The organism is Streptomyces sp. NPDC088246, from assembly GCF_044741025.1.
Taxonomy (GTDB): Bacteria; Actinomycetota; Actinomycetes; order Streptomycetales; family Streptomycetaceae; genus Streptomyces.
Window position 1 is genome coordinate 430,382 of sequence record NZ_JBIURV010000001.1, and the last position, 20,343, is coordinate 450,724.

A 20,343-nucleotide genomic window follows, 5' to 3' on the forward strand; every position below is an offset into this window, starting at 1 on the left:
GCGAGCCACGCGCCGCCGGCGTACAAGGAGGCATCCACCGTGCCGCATGTCCTGGTTCTCAACGCGTCGTACGAGCCGCTCGGCGTCGTACCGCTCCGCCGCGCGCTCGTCCTCGTGCTCGAAAACAAGGCCATCTGTCTTGAGGAGTCCGGCGCCTTCATGCACAGTGCCACCCGGGCCGTCCCGGCCCCCAGCGTCGTCCGCCTGAAGCGGTTCGTACGGGTTCCCTACCGGGGGCCCGTACCGCTGACCCGCAGGGCGCTGTTCGCCAGGGACGGGGGCCGCTGCATGTACTGCGGCGCCGCCGCGACCAGCGTCGACCATGTCATTCCGCGCAGCCGCGGCGGACAGCATGCCTGGGACAACGTGGTGGCGGCCTGCCGCCGCTGCAACCACGTCAAGGCGGACCGGCACCTGCCGGAGCTCGGCTGGCGGCTGCACCAGCAGCCCGCCCCGCCGACGGGTCTCGCCTGGCGCATCATCGGCACGGGACACCGCGACCCGCGCTGGTTGCCGTACTTGCAACCGTTCGGCGCGGACGACGCGATGGCCCGGATCGACGGCATCTCCGCCTGAGAGATCCGGGCCTTTGTCGTCCCCGGGGCCGGACGGGGGTCTTCGGGGACGACAGCCGCGTGCGACCGGGGCGTTACTCCGTTGCGGCGACGGCGTACACCTGAACCGACCAGAGCGAGTATCCGAACTCGGTGGCCCGGGCATCGCCCTGCACCCTGATGAAGCGGGTGTCCTTCGCGTCCATCCGGACCGACTCGCGCCCGCCCTTGCCGTCCCGCACGGTCGCCGCCGTGCGCCAGCTGCGGCCGTCCGCGGAGACCTGGATGCGGTAGCGGGAGGCGTACGCGTCCTGCCACTGCAGCACCACCTGGCCGACCCGGGCCGGCTGCGGCAGTTCCGCCTGCCACCAGGCACCGTCCTCGGCCGGCGAGGACCAGCGGGTCTCCGGATCGCCGTCGGAGGCGGCCGTCGCGGGGAAGTCCGGGGTCTCGTCGCCGGACGAGGAGACGGCGGCGGTGCGCACCAGGTCGGTGCCCGCGGTGCGCGGGTACGCCCGGACCGTCAGCGTGCTGCGTTCCTCGCCGAAGCCGATCGGCACCTCGTACTCGCCGGCCGGGGTGCCCGCCGGGACGGTGATCTCGACGGGGACGTCGGTACGGGAACCGCGCGGCACCCTCGTCTGCTTCGGGACGCGCACCTCGATGCCCCCGGGCGCCTTCGCGGTGAGCGCGCCCCGCACCTCGGCAGGGCGCCGGGCGGCCAGCCGCGCCTCGACCCGCTGTGGCCCGCCGCCGATCTCGGCGTCCGTCTCGCCGCGTACGAGATCGAGCCGGGCGGCGGGCTCGTCGCCGAACCACGGCACGAGCGCGCGCACCTGCGGAACCCGGCCCCGCGTACTCCCGGAGGCACCGGTTCCGATGCTGCTTCCCATCCGGTTTCCCGGGACGATCGGCGGCATCGTGCCCGTGATGACCGGCGGTGTCGACGGACCGCCGGTGGGCCAGCTGATCCGGATCGCGTCGGCCCGCAGCCCCCTGGCCGGCGTCTGGGTCCAGCCGGTGGCCGACACCGGGCCGAGGCTGCGCCAGCCCTCGCCGGGCACATGGGCCTCCAGGGTCGCACCGGCCACCGCGCCGCTGCCGGGTACCGTCATCGCCGTCACGGTCTCCACCGGGCGGGACCGGTTCAGCCGGACCGTATGGCTGCCCAGGGCCTCGGTCACCGTACCGGCGTCGCGGTCCGCGCCCGTCCAGGCGTCCGCCTCCCCGCGCACCCGGTCCAGGAACGGGCCGAGGACGCCCTTGCCGACCGTCGCACCGCTCGCCTTCGCGGCCTTGCGCACCGGCTCCAGCGCCAGCGAAGCCTGCCACGCGGCAGCGCCGTCACCGCGCGACTGGGCCTGCAGCAGATCGACGGCCAGCTCGCCCGCCCGGCCGTACCGGGACAACTGCTCCGTCCACGGCCGTACTTCGCCGTCCAGGCGCCCGTCGGCCGGCCCCTTCAGTCGCTGCGGGGCCTCCCGCATCACGGTGAACGCCGCCCGCAGCCTGCGCGCCGCATCGGCCTGCGCCGTGGCGTCGGTCGTCGTACGGGAGTGCCAGAAGGCGGCCAGCAGCGGCTGCAGATACGCCGACTCGTCTCCGCCCAGCACGGACGTCGCACTGTTCCCGGCCAGCGCGCGCAACGCGTCCCTGGTACGGGCGTCGCCGCCCGCCAGATCGTCGATCGCCGCCTGCCAGGACTCCTGCGGCCGGTAACCCTTCGGGTTCCAGGCGAAGTCGGCGGCGGTGAACAGCGGTATGCGGGACGCGGACGGCTGCTCCATGGCATTGGCGAGCAGTGCCGCGGAACCCATCGCCACCGCCGGGTCCCGGCCGGTGTACGGGCCGAGGAAGATGCGGTCCTGCGCGTAGTCGTTGACCGGGTAGTTGTCCATCGTGACCAGCGGATGCCGGAACGTGGCGCGGGCACCGGCCAGTTCCCCGCCCGTGATGGTCCTCGGTACGACCCCGACGCCGGTCCAGGCGATCTGGACCCGGTCGTCCAGCTCCTCGGCGAGCGCCCTGCGGTAGTCGGTCGACCCGTCCTGGTAGAACTCCGTCGGCATGACCGACAGCGGCTCCGCGTCCGGGTAGCGGTCCGCGAGATGCCGCGCCACCTTGCTCGCCACCCGCGCCTGCGCCCTGGCCGCCGCCTCGGGCCCGCTGCCGAAGGTGTCGGCGTCGCTGTCGCAGTGCCACTCGCTGTAGCTGACGTCCTGGAACTGCAGCTGGAAGACCCGCACGCCCAGCGCCCACATCGCGTCGAGCTTCTTCGTCAGCGCCTTCACATCGTTGTCCGACGACATGCACATGGCCTGGCCGGGGGCGACGGCCCAGCCGAGCGTCACATGCTCGGCGCGGGCCCGCTCGGCCAGCGCCCGGAAGTCGGCGCGCCGGTCGGCGGGGTACGGGTCGCGCCAACGGGCCTGCCGGTACGGGTCGTCGCCCGCCGCGTACAGATACCTGTTCTGCTTCGTACGCCCCATGAAGCCGATCTGCGCCAACCGTTCCGCACGGGTCCACGGCTGCCCGTAGAAGCCCTCGGTCGTCCCGCGTACGGCGCTGCCCGGCCAGTCCCTGACGGTGACCCCGGCGACGCTCCCGTCCCGGATCAGCTGACGCAGTGTCTGTACGCCGTGGAAGAGGCCGTCCTCGCCGACGCCGTCCATGGCGACGGTGTCCCGGCCCGCGACCCGGCCCACCGCGATCCGGTAGCCACCGGACGGCAGATCGCCGCGGTCGGGGGCGTGCAGCGTGCGCAGGGCGTCCTGGGCGCCGTCGCCGCCGAGCCGGATGACGGGTCCGCGGCCCGGCAGCGCCTCGTGGACGGTCCGCACGCCCGTGTCCCGCAGGATCTGCCGGAGTGCGTCGACGGCGTACGGATCCGCGTGCGCGCCGACCGCGAGGGTGACCTCGGCAAAGAGCGGTACGGAGGGACCGGACGCCTTGATGGACTGGGGCCGCGGCCATACGGCGGGCAGCGTGCCGTCGTCCGTGCGGTCGGAGGTGGCGGCGGCGGGGGAGCCGGGCGCCGAAGGGGCCGCGACGGCAGCCGGCGTCCCGGCGGAGAGCAGCCCGCCGAGCACGGCGACCGCGACGGCCGTTGCCTGCTTTCTGCGCCTGAGCCACATCGCTCTTCTCCTTCGCTCCCACCGGTGGGCTCCGAGCCCACCACCCGCGCGCGAGGGTGTCAATGCGGGTGGCTGTTGTGCCGTAAATGCCCTATGCGGCGGGTGGGGTGAGGGGCGGTCGGGTGTTGACGGGCGACGCCAAGGATGACGTCGAATGGCCGAAAACAGTGGACAACTCAGACCGGCCGGCACATGGGGGCGGCGGCGCGGGGCTGGGCACGCACACCTGCGGCGTTGTCGTCGGTCGACAACTCCCCCATAGCCCTGAAGGGCCCTGAAGGCATGGGGGGACCCCCTTCGCGTCGCCTCCCTCCTCCGCCTTGCAGCTGCACGCACAAAGCCCCGCTCCTTCTCCCACCCCCCATGTGCCGGTCGGTCTTACGGAGAACCGGCCTCCAGGGAACGGAATGTGACCCAGAGCACGTTGAAGTCGTTGTGGTAACGCCTACGTCTGCGGTCGAGCCCGCTGGGTAGGTCTGCTGTGTCCTGTTCCTCCACGGCCGGGAGGCCACCATGCCCGCTGCCGCACAGCTTCTGCTCTCCACCCTCTCCAAACAGGAACCCGGTCCCGCCCCGCGGCCCGGTGTGGTCCCGGCCGCCGGGCCCGGCCCCGGTCCGCTGACGAGCGAGCCGCCGCTCGCCGATGCGATACCTCTCACCAGCGAGCCGCCGCTCGCCGACGCCACGCCACTGACCAGCGAAGCCCCGCTCGCCGTCAACGCCCCGCTGACCAGCGAGCCGGCCGCCTCCGGCGGCGCGTGGGGCATGGAGTTCCCAGGAGTCTGAATGGGCTTGTCCCGGCTCGCCGCACTGCACGGCGTCGCCACCTCCTATTCCCCGTCCGCCGATGTCACGGTGTCCGTTCCCGACGACACCGTCATCGCCGTGCTCGCCGCGCTCGGTGTGGACGCCGCCACGCCCGAAGCGGTACGGGAATCGCTCGCCGCCGCCGATTCCTCGGCCCGGTCCCGGCTGCTGCCGCCGACGCTGGTGGTGTGGACCGGGGAGCCACTGCCCTTGGCCCTGACCGCCCTGCCGCCCGGCACTTCGCTGGACATCGGACTCGATCGAGGGGAGGACGGCGGATCGCCCTCGCCCCCAAGGATGCACATTCCGGCCGGCCGGCCGGATCCGGCCGTTTCGCGACGGGGCGCCGCCGACGCGCGCACGGGTGCGGGCGGGAAGAGCGGAACGGGCGCGGCTGAAGGCGCGGGAGGCGACACCTCGACGGGCGTGCCCCCGACCCCCGCCTGGTGGGTCCAACCGCCGCTCGGGGTGCACCGGTTGGCGGTACGCGCTCCGGGCGGCCGGAGCGCGACCGGCACGCTCGTTGTCGCCCCGCCCCGGGTGCCGCAGCCGCCCGCACGCTGCCACGGCTTCCTCGTCCAGCTCTACTCCCTGCTCTCCGCCCGCTCCTGGGGCATGGGCGACCTCGGGGACCTCGCCGACCTCGCCGCCTGGTCCGGGCGGACCTTCGGCGCCGGATTCGTCCAGGTGAACCCGCTCCACGCCGCCGTGCTCGGCAACCCCACCGACCCGTCCCCGTACCGCCCGTCGTCACGGCGCTTCCCCGACCCCGTCCATCTGCACATCGAGTCCATCCCCGAGTACGGACACGTGCCGGACCGGGGCACCCTCGACGATCTGCGGCAGGACGCGGCGACGCTCAGCGACACCGTGCTGAACAAGGGCGCCCTGATCGACCGGGACGCCGTCTGGGAACTCAAGCGCCAGGCTCTCGAACTCGTGACGAAGGTGCCCCTCGCCCCGGGCCGCCGCGCCGCGTACTGCGACTTCCTGGCCGAGCAGGGGCAGGCCCTGGAGGACCATGCCCTGTGGTGCGCCCTCGCCGAGGTGCACGGCTCCGACTGGCACACCTGGCCGGCCGCGCTCCGCGACCCCCGCTCCAAGGAGACCGCCCGCGCCCGCCGCGCACTGCTGGACCGGGTCGATTTCCACTGCCGGCTCGCCTGGCTGACCGACAGCCAGCTCGCCGCGGCCCAGCGCGCCGCCCTGGACGCCGAAATGGCCGTCGGCATCGTCCACGACCTCGCCGTCGGTGTGCACCCCGGCGGCGCCGACGCCTGGGCCCAGCAGGACGCCTTCGCACACGGCATGTCCGTCGGCGCGCCTCCGGACGCCTTCAACGCGCGCGGCCAGGACTGGGGCCTGCCGCCCTGGCGCCCCGATGTCCTCGCCGCGTCCGGCTACGCCCCGTACCGAGGACTGCTGCGCGGACTCCTCGCCCACGCGGGAGCCCTGCGCATCGATCACGTCATGGGCCTGTTCCGGCTCTGGTGGGTGCCCGAGGGGTGCCCGCCCACCGAGGGCACCTACGTCAGCCACGACGCCGAGGCGATGCTCGCCGTCCTCGTCCTGGAGGCGCACCGGGCCGGCGCGGCCGTCATGGGGGAGGACCTCGGCACCGTCGAGCCGGGCGTACGCGAGGCACTGGCCCGGCGCGGCGTGCTCGGCACATCCGTGCTCTGGTTCGAACGGGACTGGGCGGGCACCGGCCGCCCGCTGGCCCCCGAGGAGTGGCGCGAGGGCTGCCTGGCCACCGTCACCACGCACGATCTGCCGTCCACCGCCGCCCGGCTGACCGGCGACCATGTGGCACTGCGCCACCGCCTCGGCCTGCTCACCCGCAGCCTCGCCGAGGAGCTGACCGCGGACGCGACCGACACCGCCGAGTGGCTGGGACATCTCGCCCGGCTCGGCCTGCTCCCCGAGGGGGAGGCCGACGAGGAGGGCGCCGTCCGCGCACTACACCGCTTCCTGCTGCGCACCCCCGCCCGCATGGTCGGAGTCTGGCTGCCCGACACACTGGGCGACCGCCGCCCGCAGAACCTCCCCGGCACCTGGGACCAGTACCCCAACTGGCGACTGCCCGTCGCCGACGCGGAGGGCCACCCGGTCACCCTGGAGGAGCTGGCCGCCGCACCCCGCCTGCACCGGCTGATGGAGATCTTCGGACCTCGCGGGATCCGCCCGGGAACCCACCCGGATCCCCACTCGGAAATCCACCCGGAATGCCGCCCGTGACCCCGTACGGCACCCCCGGGCGCGCGCCCGTCCCGGGCGTTCGCTACGTTTGCACCGTGGACAAGAAGAACGCTATGCGCGCCGGCGCCGTCGCGGCCGGAACGACGCTGATGATGCTGCTCATGTCGTCCCCCGCGCTCGCGCTCACCCGCGACGCCGGTGACGATCCCGGTCCGGGCCTGAGCGTGATGGAGACCATCGGTCTGTACGTCGTGGCCCCTATCGCCCTGTTCGTGGTCATCGCGGGCCTGGTCATGATCTTCGACAAGTCCAAGAAGCCGGCCTAGCACCCACACTCTTCCCGAGTGCGCCGCAGGTACCCCCGTACCGTGCGGCGCACACGCATGTCCGGACCCGGATGCCCGGTCCGGACCCCGGGTAGGTTGCGGCCATGATCGAGTGGGGCGTCAAGAAGCTCCGCATCCTCCGTACCCTGCGCGACCGGGGCACGGTCACCGCGACCGCACAGGCCCTGCTGATGACTCCGTCCGCGGTCTCGCAGCAGCTGTCCAACCTGTCCGGACAGCTCGGCGTACCGCTCCTGGAGGCCCAGGGCCGACGGGTCCGCCTCACCGACGCGGCGCACCTCGTGCTGCGCCACGCCGAGGCCGTCTTCGCCCAACTGGAGCGCGCCGAAGCCGAACTGACCGGCTATCTGCGCGGCGAGGCCGGCGAGGTACGGATCGCGGCGTTCTCCACGGCGGTGCCCGCCCTCGTCGTACCGGCGATCCAGCGGCTGCGTGCCGAAGAGCGCCCGGGGCCGGACGTACGGGTGCGGGAGGCGGAGGCCGCGCAGGCGTACGAACTCCTGGCCGCCGGTGACGTGGACCTCGCCCTGTCCCTGGCCGCGCACGCCCCGACGGCCCGCGACCCCCGGTTCGCGGTGCTGCCCCTGCTGGCGGACCTGCTGGACGTGGCCCTGCCCGCGGACCACGGCCTCGCCGCGGCGCCCGCCCTTCGTCTGGCGGATCTCTCCGGCGACCCCTGGATCTTCGGCGGCTCCGGCCCCTGGTCGCAGATCACGACGGCCGCGTGCGAGGCCGCCGGATTCGTGCCCGACCAGGCGCACAGCGCCTCCGGCTGGACGGCGATCCTGGCCATGGTCGAGGCGGGCATGGGGGTTGTGAGCTGCTGTCGGTTTGCTGCGTCGAAGTGCGTTGCAGTGAGCGTGAGTGAGTTCTGTCGGCGGGGGTTCGCGGGGCGGGAGCGGAAGTTCTGGGGCCGAATGGGTGACCCCCGTTCGGGATGCGCCCAGTACACATCGGTGGGTCCAGGACTCACTCATGCACACTGGCTAGGAACGGTTGCCCTGATTTCGCGCATGGCGTCGGCGGAACGGCACAGCCGGGGCGGCGTGGTGATGCGCGCACTCGAAGCCGACCAGCCGCGACGCCATGTGGTGGCGGCGGTACGACAGGGGGCTGAACGGGGCCCGGCGGTGGCCAGGGTCCTCGCGGCGCTCACCGAAGCAGCCTCATCGTTCACTTCATCTGCCCGCGCCGTGAGCCCGGCCGCCGGGTGGGGAGGAAGGAAAGGGGCGCCCCCGCAATCGCGGAAGGCGCCCCTCACTGCTTCAGCCGTTACGCCGTGGCCGCCGCCGCGTCCGCGGCCTGGGCCTTCAGCGCGCGCTCCACACCCGAACGCGACTCGGACATCAGACGGCGCAGGGCCGCGTTCGGCTCCGCCGAGGACAGCCAGGCGTCCGTGGTGTCCAGCGTGGCCTGCGAGACCTGGACGGCCGGGTAGAGGCCGACGGCGATCTGCTGCGCCATCTCGTGGCTGCGCGACTCCCAGACGCCCTTGACCGCTGCGAAGAACTTCTCCGTGTACGGGGCCAGCAGCTCGCGCTGGTCGGTCTGGACGAAGCCGGCGATGACCGCCTCCTGGAGGGAGTTCGGCAGCTTGTCGGACTCGACGACCGAGGCCCACGCCTCCGCCTTCGCCCCCTCGGTGGGGCGGGCCGCGCGGGCGGTCGCCGCGTGGCGCTCACCCGCCGCCGTCTTGTCGCGCTCGTACTCGGCGGCGATCTCGTCCTCTTCGAGCAGGCCGGTGGCGGCGAGCCGCTCGACGAACGCCCAGCGCAGCTCCGTGTCGACGGCCAGGCCCTCGACCGTCTCCTTGCCGTCGAGCAGCGACTGCAGCAGATCCGTCTGCTGCGGGGTGCGGGCCGTCGCCGCGAAGGCGCGGGCCCAGGCCAGCTGGTGGTCGCTGCCCGGCTCCGCCGCGCGCAGGTGCGCCAGCGTGGCCTCGGTCCACTGCGTCAGCCCGGCCTCGCGCCACTCCGGCGCCGCGTACAGGTCCAGCGCCAGCTTCACCTGACGGTGCAGCGACTGGACGACACCGATGTCCGACTCCTTGCCGATGCTGGAGAGCACCAGGGAGAGGTAGTCCCGGGTCGCCAGCTCGCCGTCGCGGGTCATGTCCCAGGCGGAGGCCCAGCACAGGGCGCGGGGGAGGGACTCGGTGAAGTCGCCGAGGTGTTCGGTGACCACGCGCAGCGACTCCTCGTCGAGACGGACCTTCGCGTACGAGAGGTCGTCGTCGTTCAGCAGGATCACGGCGGGGCGGGCGGTGTTGGCCGGGAACGGCACGGTCGTGCGCGCGCCATCGACGTCCAGCTCGATCCGGTTCGTACGGACCAGCTTGCCGGAGTCGGCGGTGTCGATGGCATAGCAGCCGATGGCGATGCGGTGGGGCCGCAGCGTCGGCTCGCCCTTCGCGCCGGCGGGGAGGGCCGGGGCCTCCTGGAGGACCGTGAAGGACGTGACGTGGCCGTTCTCGTCCGTGGCGACCTCAGGGCGCAGGATGTTGATGCCCGCCGTCTCCAGCCATGCCTTCGACCAGGTCTTCAGGTCGCGGCCGGAGGTCTCCTCCAGTGCGCCCAGCAGGTCGGACAGCCGGGTGTTGCCGAACGCGTGCGCCTTGAAGTACGACTGGACGCCCTTGAAGAACTCGTCCATGCCGACGTACGCCACCAGCTGCTTCAGGACCGAGGCGCCCTTGGCGTACGTGATCCCGTCGAAGTTGACCAGCACATCGTCCAGGTCACGGATGTCGGCCATGATCGGGTGCGTGGACGGCAGCTGGTCCTGGCGGTACGCCCAGGTCTTCATGGAGTTGGCGAACGTGGTCCAGGAGTGCGGCCACTTCGAACCTTCCGCGTACGCCTGGCAGGCGATCGACGTGTACGTGGCGAACGACTCGTTCAGCCACAGGTCGTTCCACCACTCCATGGTGACGAGGTCGCCGAACCACATGTGGGCCAGCTCGTGCAGGATCGTCTCGGCCCGCGTCTCGTACGCCGCGTCCGTCACCTTCGAACGGAACACGTACTGGTCGCGGATGGTGACCGCGCCCGCGTTCTCCATCGCACCGGCGTTGAACTCCGGGACGAACAGCTGGTCGTACTTGGCGAACGGGTAGTCGTAGTCGAACTTCTCCTGGAACCAGTCGAAGCCCTGCCGCGTCACGTCGAAGATCGCGTCCGCGTCGAGGAACTCGGCCAGCGAGGGACGGCAGTAGATGCCGAGCGGTACGGACTGGCCGTCCCTCTCGTAGCTGCTGTGCACCGAGTGGTACGGGCCGACGATCAGGGCCGTGATGTACGTCGAGATGCGCGGCGTCGGCTCGAAGGACCAGACGTCGTCCTGCGGCTCGGGCGTCGGCGAGTTCGAGACGACCGTCCAGCCCTGCGGCGCCTTCACCGTGAACCGGAACGTCGCCTTGAGGTCGGGCTGTTCGAAGCTCGCGAAGACGCGGCGTGCGTCGGGCACCTCGAACTGGGTGTAGAGGTACGCCTGCTGGTCGACCGGGTCGACGAAGCGGTGCAGGCCCTCACCCGTGTTGGTGTACGAGCAGTCGGCGACGACCTTCAGCTCGTTGGAGCCCGCGACCAGGTGCGGGAGCCTGATGCGCGAGTCGCGGAACACGGCCGCGACATCCAGCGACGTGCCGTTCAGCTCGACCTCGTGCACGGCCGGGGCGACCAGGTCGATGAAGGTCTCCGCACCGGCTTCGGCGGAGTCGAAGCGCACGGTGGTCACGGACCGGTAGGTGCCGCCCTCCTGCGCTCCGGAGAGGTCGAGATCGATCTCGTACGCGTCCACGGTCAGCAGGCGCGCCCGCTCCTGTGCCTCTTCGCGGGTCAGATTGGTGCCAGGCACGCGGTCATCTCCTTGGTATGTGACGTTTCCGGTCATCCTTCCACGTCGCATGCCCGAATGGAGTGGCTATAGGTGTGCCACTGCGGTAGCATCGATGGTATGAAGATCAGTGTGAGCCTGCCGCAGGAGGATGTCGCCTTCGTCGACGAGTACGCCATGAAGACCGATGCGGATTCCCGGTCCGCGGTGATCCATGCCGCCATCGAGCTGCTGCGTGCCGCCGGTCTGGAGGCGGAGTACACGGAGGCGTTCGAGGAGTGGGACGCGAGCGAGGACGCTGCGCTCTGGGACCGCACGGTCGGGGACGGCATCGCCGATGCGTAGAGGTGACATCCATCTGGTCGATCTGGAGCCGGCCAGGGGCAGCGAGGCCAACAAGGTCAGGCCGGCCGTGATCGTGTCCAACAATGCGGCCAACCGGTCCGCCGAGTTCAGCGGGAGAGGCGTGATCACCGTAGTGCCACTGACGTCGAACACCGCGCGTGTTCTCACGTTCCAGGTCCTGGTCACGGCTGACGAGAGCCGTCTGCTGAAGGACTCGAAGGCCCAGTGCGAGCAGGTACGGGCGGTGTCCCCCGACCGTGTCCTGAAGCGAGTCGGCACCATCCCCCGCCGGCGCATGGCCGAGATCGACGCCGCCCTGCGACGGCATCTCGCCCTCTGACGCATACGGAAGGGCGGCCACCGAGCACCGGTGGCCGCCCTTCCGTATGCGTCGGGCGTCAGCCGTTCAGCTCCGCCGCCACCAGCTCCGCGATCTGTACCGCGTTCAGCGCCGCGCCCTTGCGCAGGTTGTCGTTGGAGACGAAGAGCGCGAGGCCGTTCTCCACGGTCTCGTCGACCCGGATCCGGCCGACGAACGAGGCGTCCTTGCCGGCCGCCTGCAGCGGGGTGGGGATCTCGGAGATCTCGACTCCCGGGGCGTCCTTCAGCAGCTCGTATGCGCGCTCGACGCTGACCGGACGGGCGAAACGTGCGTTGACCTGGAGCGAGTGGCCGGAGAAGACCGGCACCCGGACGCACGTGCCGGACACCTTCAGCTCCGGGATCTCCAGGATCTTGCGGGACTCGTTGCGGAGCTTCTGCTCCTCGTCCGTCTCGAAGGAGCCGTCGTCGACGATCGAGCCGGCCAGCGGCAGCACGTTGAAGGCGATCGGACGCTTGTAGACGCCCGGCTCGGGGAAGTCGACGGCCCCGCCGTCGTGGGTGAGCCTGTCGGCTTCGGCGACGACCTTGGACGCCTGGCCGTGCAGCTCGGCGACACCGGCCAGGCCGGAGCCGGACACCGCCTGGTAGGTGGCGATCGTCAGCGTCTGGAGGCCGGCCTCGTCGTGCAGCGGGCGCAGCACGGGCATGGCGGCCATCGTGGTGCAGTTCGGGTTGGCGATGATGCCCTTGGGCCGGTTCGCGATCGCGTGCGCGTTGACCTCGGAGACAACCAGCGGGACCTCGGGGTCCTTGCGCCAGGCGGAGGAGTTGTCGATCACGACGGCGCCCTGCGAGGCGACCTTCTCGGCGAGCGCCTTCGACGTCGCGCCACCGGCCGAGAACAGCACGATGTCCAGCCCGGAGTAATCGGCCGTCGAGGCGTCCTCGACGGTGATCTCCCGGCCCTCCCACTCGATGGTGGAGCCCGCGGAGCGCGCGGAGGCGAACAGCCGCAGTTCGTCGGCCGGGAACTTCCGCTCGGCCAGGATCCTGCGCATGACTGTGCCGACCTGACCGGTGGCGCCGACGATTCCGACCTTCACAGGGACTCCTTCAAACGTACGAACTGGCACGGTTGCCGCTCCATGATGCGTATGTGAACGGCTTCCTTGTCCAATCCATTGTCCGCGCTGCGGACACCTCCCGCCCGGCCGGGCGGGCAGAGCAGTGGGGCGGGCGCTCCACTGAGCACCCGCCCCACTGTCGTACGGATCACACGGTGACCGCGGTCACCGCGGCGATCACGGGCTCCGCTACGGCGTGACCTTCTCGATCACGACGCTGCCGGTGCCCGCCGCGGTCCCGCGGCTGTTCACCAGGTGGACCTCGCCGAAGAACTGCCGGCCCTCGGGGGCCGCCCCGGCGACCGAGACCTCGGCACCGATCTGGGCGGAGGCGCCGTTGGCCAGGTTCACGGCCTTCGACTCGTCGACCTTGATCGTGCCGAGCGACGGTGCGTAGTACACGTCGCGGTAGTCGTACGTGGTCGTCCCGGCCGGGACGGAGTAGCCGTCGATCACGATGGTGTACGTACCGGCGGCCGGCTTCACCAGGCTGACCGACTCCTCGGACCCGGCCGTGGTGGACTTGCCGACCTCGGTGTTGCCCTTCTTGACGTACAGGTCGAGGTCGGCGTTGGCGTCCGACGTACCGCCGATGGCGACGTCCAGCTTCTCGACGCCCTCGCCGATGGTGACCGTGTACTCCTGCTCGTCACCCGTCCTGATCGACGGCTTGGCGACCTTGGCCGAGCCCAGCGAGCCGCCCTTGAGGGTGCCCTCCAGGTCGCCCGCGTTGTTGGTGGCCTTCCAGCTCACCGGGGCGGGCGTGCCGATCTTCGCCTCGGCGATGGTCTGCACCGCCGGGTCGAAGGTCGCGCCGAGCAGCGAGACGTCCAGCTTGTACGGGTTGTCCAGCAGCGGCGACGTGCGCCGTGCCTCGACCTCGATCTCCCAGACGCCCGGCTGCGGGTCCTTGTAGGAGCGCACGTCGGGGCGGCAGGTGTTGGTCGGGCTCTCGTAGTTCGGGTAGCAGAAGATCGTGGAGCTGTTCTCCATCTGCACGCCGTACGGGTGGATCGAGATGAAGCGGGTCTGGCTGCCCGAACGCAGCGCGCCGAGGGAGACCTCAAGGGTCTTGGCGCCCTCCGGAACGGTCAGGAAGTACGACGTGGTGCTGTTGCGCTGCACCGAGCCGGACGCCTTGAACGCGTAGGCGGGCTTCACGAGCGGTGTGGAGACGACCACCGTGGTCAGGATCTGCTGGTCCACGCCGACGGTCCTGCTGTCGTCCACCCGCAGGATCGCGCTGTGCACGCCCGCGCTGCCCGGCTTCGCCTCGACCTTGACGGTCACCGGCTTGCCGAGCGGCAGGGAGACCGTGCTCGGACCGGCCAGCTTGAAGGTGCCGTCGTTGTTCTTCCACGACAGCTGGTGCTTGACGGCCTTGTCCGGACCCGTGGTGCGGGTGATCGTGACGTCGTACGACTTCTTCTGGCCGGCCTTCAGGCCGCCCTCGCGGTCGTACAGACCGGTGCCGAAGCCGGGGGTCTTGAGCGCGAAGTCGATCGCGGTGTCGACCGGGGCCTTCACCGAGTACTCGTGCGCCGGGGCGCCCTGCTTCTCGATCTGCTTCCAGGCACCGACGATGTCGATCAGACCGGAGCCCTGGGCGTGCGCCGGCACACCCTTGATGTGGGTGGCGGTGCTGGTCAGTGCCGTACGCAGATCGGCCGGCGGCAGCTCGATGTGCTTCTGCTTCGCGGCCGACAGCAGCAGCGCGGTCGCACCGGCGGCCTGCGGCGAGGCCATCGAGGTGCCCTGCAGCATGGAGTAGCCCGCCGGCAGGCTGTAGCCCGCCTCCTTGACCGGGCCGCCGGGCAGCCAGGTCTGGGTGGTGTTGATGGACGCACCCGGGGCCGTCAGGATCGGCGCGAAGCCGCCGTCCTCACGCGGACCGCGCGAGGAGAAGGGCAGCATGTCGTACTTCTTGGTGACGTTCGAGCCGTAGTTGGCGGCCCACGTCTCCTTGGAGATGGACGCACCGACGGAGATGACGTGGTCGGCGAGGCCGGGGTCGCCGATGGTGTTCACACCCGGGCCGTCGTTGCCGGCCGAGATGACCAGCTGGACGCCGTAGATGTCGATGAGCCGCTTGTAGAGCTCCGCGCGGGCGTTGTTGCCGTCGTTGAGCGGCGGCAGGCCACCGATCGACATGTTGACGACATCGACACCGCGGTTCACGACGAGGTCGATCATGCCCTCGGTGAGCGCGATGTTGGTGCAGCCGCCGGACCAGGTGCAGGCACGCGAGGAGACGATCTTCGCGCCGGGCGCGGCACCGTTCATCTCGCCGCCGAACAGGCCGTTCGCGGAGGTGATGCCCGCGACGTGGGTGCCGTGCTCGGACTCGATGACACCGATGTTGACGTAGTCGGCCTTGTCGCCGGCTGCGTTGTACACGACGTTCTTGCGGGTCTCGACGACGAACGGGATGCGCTCGACGACATCGGTCGCCGGGTTGTCCGTGCCGAAGTAGCCGACCTGGTGGCCGTCCTTGTACGGCTTCATGACGGCGTCGTTCGTGAAATCGGCGTCGTTGTTCAGGTCGACGCGGGTGGTGCCGGTGACCGGGTCGTAGAGCACGGCCCAGACGTCGGTGGTGTCACCGTCGCGGTTCAGGTCTCCGGCCATGTCGCCGCCCTTGGTGGCGGCCTCGGAGAAGAGCTGGATCTTGTACGAGCCGGCCGGCGCCGAGTAGGTGCGGCCGCCGATGGTGAAGGTCGGGCCGGTCACCGAGGCCGTCATCCGCAGCCAGGTGCCGTCGCCGTCGCTGACCGGGTCGGTGGCCGTCACCCAGTCGACGATCTTGCGCTCGCCGGTGGTGGTCTTCTGGAGCGCCGGGTGACCGAGGTCCACACCCGAGTCCAGGATGCCGATGGTCACGCCCCGGCCGTCGGCCTTCGGGTGCTGCTTGACGAAGTCGACCGCGCCCGTCTCGAAGGACGGGTTGTACGGGTTCTTCGCCGGCGTCTTCTTGCCGGGCGCCGGGTAGGTGCCCGTGGACTTCGTCGTCGCCCCGGCGGCCCGGTCGGCCGTGGGAGTCGGGTCGTCCAGCTTGATCTCCTGCTTGAGATCGATGCCGTGGACGGACGACAGCTTGGAGGCTGCCTTGATGGTCGCCTCGGCGGACGCGGTGGGCACGGTGGCCCGTACGTAGCCGAGCTTGTCGTACGCACGTCCCAGCACGGACCCCTTGACGGCGTCCAGCTGCTTGGTGACCTGCTCGGTCGCACCGGGGGCGGTGGCGACCATCATCGTGATGTTCTTCTCGCCCTTGGCCTTGGCCTTGGCCAGAAGGTCGGCGTCGGCCGTGCCGAGCTTGTCGGCCGTAGTGTCCTTCGCGGCGGACTTGACGGGGGCGGGGGCGGGGTCGTCGGCGGCGAAGACCGGGGCGGCGCCGGTGGCGGCCAGCGCGGCCACCAGACCGGCGGCAGCCGCGACTCGGGCCGCGCGTCTCGCCCCGGGTATGGAACTGGGGGACTCGGTGGTCATCAGCATCCCTGAAGTGAAAGAGAGAGTCCGGAATTCGGTACCGGATGACCGCTCACCCTTTCGTAAATGACAGGGGTTTGTGGAGAGTTGTAGGGGGTGAGATGTGGACATGGCGGGCTTCCGCCAGTGGTGCTGATGTGCCATCAGGGATGAAACGGTGAATAAGTGGCCTCCGTGGCCCGCCCTCAACGAGGCAGGATCATCACATACGCGGCCGGTTCACGGTCGGCCGCCGCCATCAGCGCCGTACGCACCACGACCGCCTGCTGCTCCCGCGCGTCGCGGAGCTTCTTCGGCGAGAGGTGGACGACGGTGACGCCGAGCCGCTCCAGATGTTCCCGCTTGGCGGCGTACGCGGACCACTGCGCAGCGTGATCCTCCTGGCGCCGGGTGTCGTCGAGCCTGCTGTGCCGTGGCGCCCTGGTGTCGAGCACCACGGCGACCGCCTCCTCGAGCCAGTAGGCGTCCACCCCGCCCAGATGCGGGCCGCCGGGCAGCCGCAGGTCCACATTCCAGAGCGGCTCCGGCAGGCCGTACGTCCGCACCATGTCGTACAGCCGGCCCTCCGCCAGTGCCCGGCCCTCGGCGAGCAACGAGTCGACGGCGGCCACCACATGGGGGCGGCCCAGCAGCCCGGCCCGGCTCAACTCGCCCACGACGGCGGCCGGCTCGCAGTGCCCGCCGCGGACCGCCTCGGTGAGCAGGCGGCGTACGGCCGAGGTGTCCCCGAGCCCGGCGACCGCGTCGGCAAGTGCCCGCTCCACCGGGGCCACGGGCAAGCCGTTCACCTGCTCGGGGCGGGGTGGCTCGGAGGTCCGTACCAGATGTACGTACCGGACCGAGCGCAGTCGCCGGATGCGCGGCACCAGTACATCGATCCGGCCCGACGACGCGGGCGGCGGCGCGGCCACGAAGCCGTGCAGGGCGAGCGCGGCAAGCCCGGTGACCATGGCCGCGCCGTACCCGGACTCCGTGTCCGCCCCGGGCTGCGCGGGTACGCCCCGGCGGCCGGAGGCCGGTGGCCGGCCCGCGTACAGCAGGGCGGAACGCAGCCGTTCCTCGCCGGTGGGCGGTCCCGGGTGCAGGACATACACGCCGGGCAGCGGCTGCTGCCACGGCCCACCGGTCCTGCACCGCGCGGCGACCTCCGCGGCGGACACGCCGTTTGCTCTCAACTGCGCTGCGGACAGCACACGTTGGCGGACATCGCCGGTGGTACGGAGTCGGCAGGGAGAGAGTGGGGTGTTCTGGGTCATGTTCCGGGATATCCCGCACGCGGTCGCGGCACTAACCCCTGTTACACGCCCGTCGACAATTCAGGACAACGCCGTCCTGAAGTACGCACGTTCGACGACCGAAAAGGACTGTCCTGGCGGGAGTTTCCTCCCGCCAGGACACGTCCGGCCCGTCCGGTGTCCGAGGACGGAGCCGGGGCGTACGGCCCCGGCGCATCCGTCAGATTCCGGCCCCCGCTGCCGCCGCCGCGTCACACTCCTGCGCCCGCAACGCCCGAGCCAGATCGTCCCGGGCCTCCAGCACCAGCCTCCGCAGCGCCGGCGCCGCGTCCTCGTGCGCGGTCAGCCACGCGTCCGTCGCCGCGAGCGTCGACGGATCGTCCTGGAGCGCCGGGAACAGACCCTTGACCACGATCACGCCGATCTGGATCGACCGCTCGGCCCACACCCGCTCGATCGCCTCGAAGTACTTCTCCGCGTACGGCGCCAGCAACTCCCGCTGCGACGACTGCTCGAACCCCGTGATCGTCGCCTCCACCAACGCGTTGGACAGCGCGTCCGACTCCACGACGCCCGCCCACGCCTGCGCCTTGACCGCCGCCGACGGCCGCGAGGCCAGGCACCGCACCTGGTGCCGCTTACCGGACGCCGTGTCGTCGCGGGCCAGCTCGGCGTCGATCACCGACTCGTCGGCCACCCCGTGCGCGGCCAGCGGGGACAGCAACGCCCATCGCAGCTCCTGGTCGACGTCCAGCCCGTCGATCCGGGCCGAACCGTCGAGCAGCCCGGACAGCAGCTGGAAGTCCGTGTCCGAGTCGGCGACCGACGCGAAGAACCGCGCCCAGGCCAGCTGGTGCTCGCTGCCCGGCTCGGCGATCCGCAGCTCCCGCAGCGCACCCTCGGCCAGCGCCCGGCCGCCCTCCTCGCGCCACCCCGGCGCCGCGTAGTGCGTGAGCGCGGTCCGGGTCCAGGTGTGCAGCATCTGCAGCACACCGATGTCGGACTCCCGGCCGGAGAAGGACAGCACGAGGGAGACGAAGTCGCGGGCCGGCATCAGCCCGTCCCGGGTCAGGTTCCACAGCGCGGACCAGCACAGCGCCCGCGCCAACGGGTCGGTCATGTCACCGAGGTGTGCCCGCAGAGTGGCCAGGGACACCTCGTCGAAGCGGACCTTGCAGTAAGTGAGGTCGTCGTCGTTGACCAGGATCAGCTCGGGCCGCTCGGCACCGGCCAGCTCCCCGACCACCGTGCGCGGCCCCGCCACATCCACCTCGGCGCGCGCGTACCGCACCAGGTCGCCGTCGGCGGCCCGCCGGTACAGGCCGACCGCGACCCGGTGCGGCCGCAGCTCCGGGTGGGAAGCGGCCGCCTCCTGGAGAACCGCCAGCTCCGTGATCCGGTCCGCCGAGTCGTACGTCGCCACCGGGGTCAGCGAGTTGACGCCCGCGGTCTGCAGCCACGACCGGGACCAGACGGTCATGTCCCGCCCGGACGTCTCGGCCAGGACGGAGAGCAGATCGCCCAGCTGCGTATTGCCGTAGGCGTGCTTCTTGAAGTAGCGCCGCGCGCCCTCCAGGAACGCGTCCCGTCCCACGTACGCCACCAGCTGCTTCAGCACGGAGGCGCCCTTGGCGTAGGTGATGCCGTCGAAGTTGAGCTTGGCGTCCTCCAGGTCACGGATGTCGGCCGTGATCGGGTGCGTGGACGGCAGCTGGTCGGCGCGGTACGCCCAGGACTTGCGATTGTTGGCGAAGGTGATCCAACCGTCCTTGAAGCGGGTCGACTCGACCATGGCGAAGACGCCCATGAAGTCGGCGAACGACTCCTTCAGCCACAGGTCGTCCCACCACTGCATGGTGACGAGGTCGCCGAACCACATGTGCGCCATCTCGTGCAGGATGACGTTGGCCCGGCTCTCGTACGACGCCTGCGTCACCTTGCCGCGGAAGATGTACTCCTCGCGGAACGTGACACAGCCCGGGTTCTCCATCGCGCCGAGGTTGTACTCGGGCACGAACGCCTGGTCGTACTTCCCGAACGGGTACGGGTAGTCGAAGTTGTCGTGGAAGAAGTCCAGGCCCTGCTTGGTGACGAGGAAGACGTCGTCCGCGTCGAAGTGCCGGGCGAGACCCTTGCGGCACAGCGCGCCGAGCGGGATCTCCAGCTCCGTGCCGTCGTCGAACGTGCGGGTGTAGGAGTCGGTGACGTAGTGGTACGGACCGGCCACGATCGCCGTGATGTACGTCGAGATCGGCTTCGTCCCGGCGAACCGCCGCACCTCGCCGTCCCGCGACTCCTCGGCGCCGTTGCTCCAGACCGTCCAGCCCTCGGGCGCCGTCACCTCGAAGCGGAAGGGGGCCTTCAGGTCGGGCTGCTCGAAGTTCGCGAAGACCCGCCGCGCGTCGGCCGGCTCGTACTGCGTGTAGAGGTAGACCTCGCCGTCCTCCGGGTCGACGAACCGGTGCATCCCCTCGCCGGTCCGGCTGTACGCGCACTGCGCGTCGACCACCAGGACGTTGTCGCCCTCCGGCAGCTCCTCCAGCGCCACCCGCGTCCCGTCGAAGACGACGGCGGGGTCGAGCGGCTGCCCGTTCAGCGTCACCGTGTTCACGCTCGGCGCCACCAGATCCGCGAAGGTCGACGCCCCCGCCCGTGAGGTGCGGAACCGGATCGTGGTCACCGAGCGGAAGGTCCGCGGACCGGAGGAGGCCCCGTCGCCGTCCCCTTCGGGCCCACCGACGGCGGAACGCAGATCGAGAGCGACCTCGTAACCGTCGACGGTCAGCAGCTCGGCCCGCACACGGGCCTCGTCGCGGGACAGGTTCTCACCGGGCACGGCACACTCCTTTGTGTCACGTTCGAATAGTTTGATCCTCCCATGTCGCTACTCGGCCCGGCATGCGGGAATGGCCGGTGCGTCCTGAGGCGTTCTCGCGCACAGGTGCGAATGC

12 protein-coding genes and 2 pseudogenes are annotated in these 20,343 nt (G+C 71.1%); 8 read left to right on the top strand and 6 right to left on the bottom strand.

Features of this window, described 5'->3' with window-relative positions; genetic code table 11:
- The first annotated feature begins 39 nt into the window (after positions 1–39).
- On the top strand, positions 40–576 hold the full coding sequence (locus tag ACIPEK_RS01935; protein ID WP_018552807.1) for an HNH endonuclease: 537 nt from the start codon (positions 40–42) through the stop codon (positions 574–576).
- Between the two features lie 73 nt (positions 577–649).
- Here ACIPEK_RS01935 and ACIPEK_RS01940 read toward each other — a convergent pair whose 3' ends face one another.
- Positions 650–3,688, bottom strand: coding sequence for a beta-N-acetylglucosaminidase domain-containing protein (locus ACIPEK_RS01940; protein ID WP_401989656.1), 3,039 nt, complete (start codon positions 3,686–3,688; stop codon positions 650–652).
- Between the two features lie 513 nt (positions 3,689–4,201).
- Here ACIPEK_RS01940 and ACIPEK_RS01945 point away from each other — a divergent pair.
- The 5 genes and pseudogenes from ACIPEK_RS01945 to ACIPEK_RS01965 all read left to right on the top strand — a co-directional run.
- A complete protein-coding gene (locus tag ACIPEK_RS01945; protein ID WP_401989657.1) occupies positions 4,202–4,474 on the top strand; it encodes a hypothetical protein in 273 nt (90 codons plus the stop codon).
- Positions 4,475–6,733 carry a 4-alpha-glucanotransferase gene (malQ, locus tag ACIPEK_RS01950; protein WP_401989658.1) on the top strand — a complete coding sequence of 753 codons (2,259 nt, stop codon included), beginning with the start codon at positions 4,475–4,477 and terminating at the stop codon, positions 6,731–6,733.
- 56 nt (positions 6,734–6,789) lie between these two features.
- On the top strand, positions 6,790–7,020 hold the full coding sequence (locus tag ACIPEK_RS01955) for a hypothetical protein (RefSeq protein WP_383756108.1): 231 nt from the start codon (positions 6,790–6,792) through the stop codon (positions 7,018–7,020).
- 104 nt (positions 7,021–7,124) lie between these two features.
- Positions 7,125–7,853, top strand: a pseudogene (locus tag ACIPEK_RS01960) (LysR family transcriptional regulator); the annotation flags it as partial.
- Between the two features lie 183 nt (positions 7,854–8,036).
- Positions 8,037–8,219 (top strand): annotated as a pseudogene (locus tag ACIPEK_RS01965) (LysR substrate-binding domain-containing protein); the annotation flags it as partial.
- Between the two features lie 94 nt (positions 8,220–8,313).
- Here ACIPEK_RS01965 and pepN (ACIPEK_RS01970) read toward each other — a convergent pair.
- A complete protein-coding gene (gene pepN / locus ACIPEK_RS01970) occupies positions 8,314–10,896 on the bottom strand; it encodes an aminopeptidase N (RefSeq protein WP_401989659.1) in 2,583 nt (860 codons plus the stop codon).
- Between the two features lie 99 nt (positions 10,897–10,995).
- On the opposite strand from pepN (ACIPEK_RS01970), the gene ACIPEK_RS01975 reads away from it, so the two are divergent.
- Together ACIPEK_RS01975 and ACIPEK_RS01980 are read left to right on the top strand one after the other, a co-directional pair.
- Positions 10,996–11,220 carry a ribbon-helix-helix domain-containing protein gene (locus ACIPEK_RS01975; protein ID WP_266361474.1) on the top strand — a complete coding sequence of 75 codons (225 nt, stop codon included), beginning with the start codon at positions 10,996–10,998 and terminating at the stop codon, positions 11,218–11,220.
- Positions 11,213–11,560: a type II toxin-antitoxin system PemK/MazF family toxin gene (locus tag ACIPEK_RS01980; protein WP_401989660.1), complete on the top strand. Its 348-nt coding sequence runs from the start codon at positions 11,213–11,215 to the stop codon at positions 11,558–11,560. The genes ACIPEK_RS01975 and ACIPEK_RS01980 overlap by 8 nt, the downstream gene beginning before the upstream one ends.
- Before the next feature lie 58 nt (positions 11,561–11,618).
- Here ACIPEK_RS01980 and ACIPEK_RS01985 read toward each other — a convergent pair whose 3' ends face one another.
- The 4 genes from ACIPEK_RS01985 to pepN (ACIPEK_RS02000) all read right to left on the bottom strand — a co-directional run bounded on the left by ACIPEK_RS01985 (position 11,619) and on the right by pepN (ACIPEK_RS02000) (position 20,228).
- Positions 11,619–12,647 carry an aspartate-semialdehyde dehydrogenase gene (locus tag ACIPEK_RS01985; RefSeq protein ID WP_401989661.1) on the bottom strand — a complete coding sequence of 343 codons (1,029 nt, stop codon included), beginning with the start codon at positions 12,645–12,647 and terminating at the stop codon, positions 11,619–11,621.
- Positions 12,648–12,857: 210 nt separating this feature from the next.
- A complete protein-coding gene (locus tag ACIPEK_RS01990) occupies positions 12,858–16,163 on the bottom strand; it encodes a S8 family serine peptidase (protein WP_401989662.1) in 3,306 nt (1,101 codons plus the stop codon).
- A gap of 179 nt (positions 16,164–16,342) precedes the next feature.
- Positions 16,343–17,413 carry a hypothetical protein gene (locus ACIPEK_RS01995; protein ID WP_401989663.1) on the bottom strand — a complete coding sequence of 357 codons (1,071 nt, stop codon included), beginning with the start codon at positions 17,411–17,413 and terminating at the stop codon, positions 16,343–16,345.
- Positions 17,414–17,612: 199 nt separating this feature from the next.
- On the bottom strand, positions 17,613–20,228 hold the full coding sequence (gene pepN / locus ACIPEK_RS02000; RefSeq protein WP_401989664.1) for an aminopeptidase N: 2,616 nt from the start codon (positions 20,226–20,228) through the stop codon (positions 17,613–17,615).
- Positions 20,229–20,343: the final 115 nt, after the last annotated feature.

Coding starts and splice junctions, on each gene's coding strand:
- ACIPEK_RS01940 (WP_401989656.1), bottom strand. CDS start 3,688: ATGTGGCTCAGGCGCAGAAAGCAGGCAACGGCCGTCGCGGTCGCCGTG.
- ACIPEK_RS01945 (WP_401989657.1), top strand. CDS start 4,202: ATGCCCGCTGCCGCACAGCTTCTGCTCTCCACCCTCTCCAAACAGGAA.
- malQ (WP_401989658.1), top strand. CDS start 4,475: ATGGGCTTGTCCCGGCTCGCCGCACTGCACGGCGTCGCCACCTCCTAT.
- ACIPEK_RS01975 (WP_266361474.1), top strand. CDS start 10,996: ATGAAGATCAGTGTGAGCCTGCCGCAGGAGGATGTCGCCTTCGTCGAC.
- ACIPEK_RS01980 (WP_401989660.1), top strand. CDS start 11,213: ATGCGTAGAGGTGACATCCATCTGGTCGATCTGGAGCCGGCCAGGGGC.
- ACIPEK_RS01990 (WP_401989662.1), bottom strand. CDS start 16,163: ATGCTGATGACCACCGAGTCCCCCAGTTCCATACCCGGGGCGAGACGC.
- ACIPEK_RS01995 (WP_401989663.1), bottom strand. CDS start 17,413: ATGACCCAGAACACCCCACTCTCTCCCTGCCGACTCCGTACCACCGGC.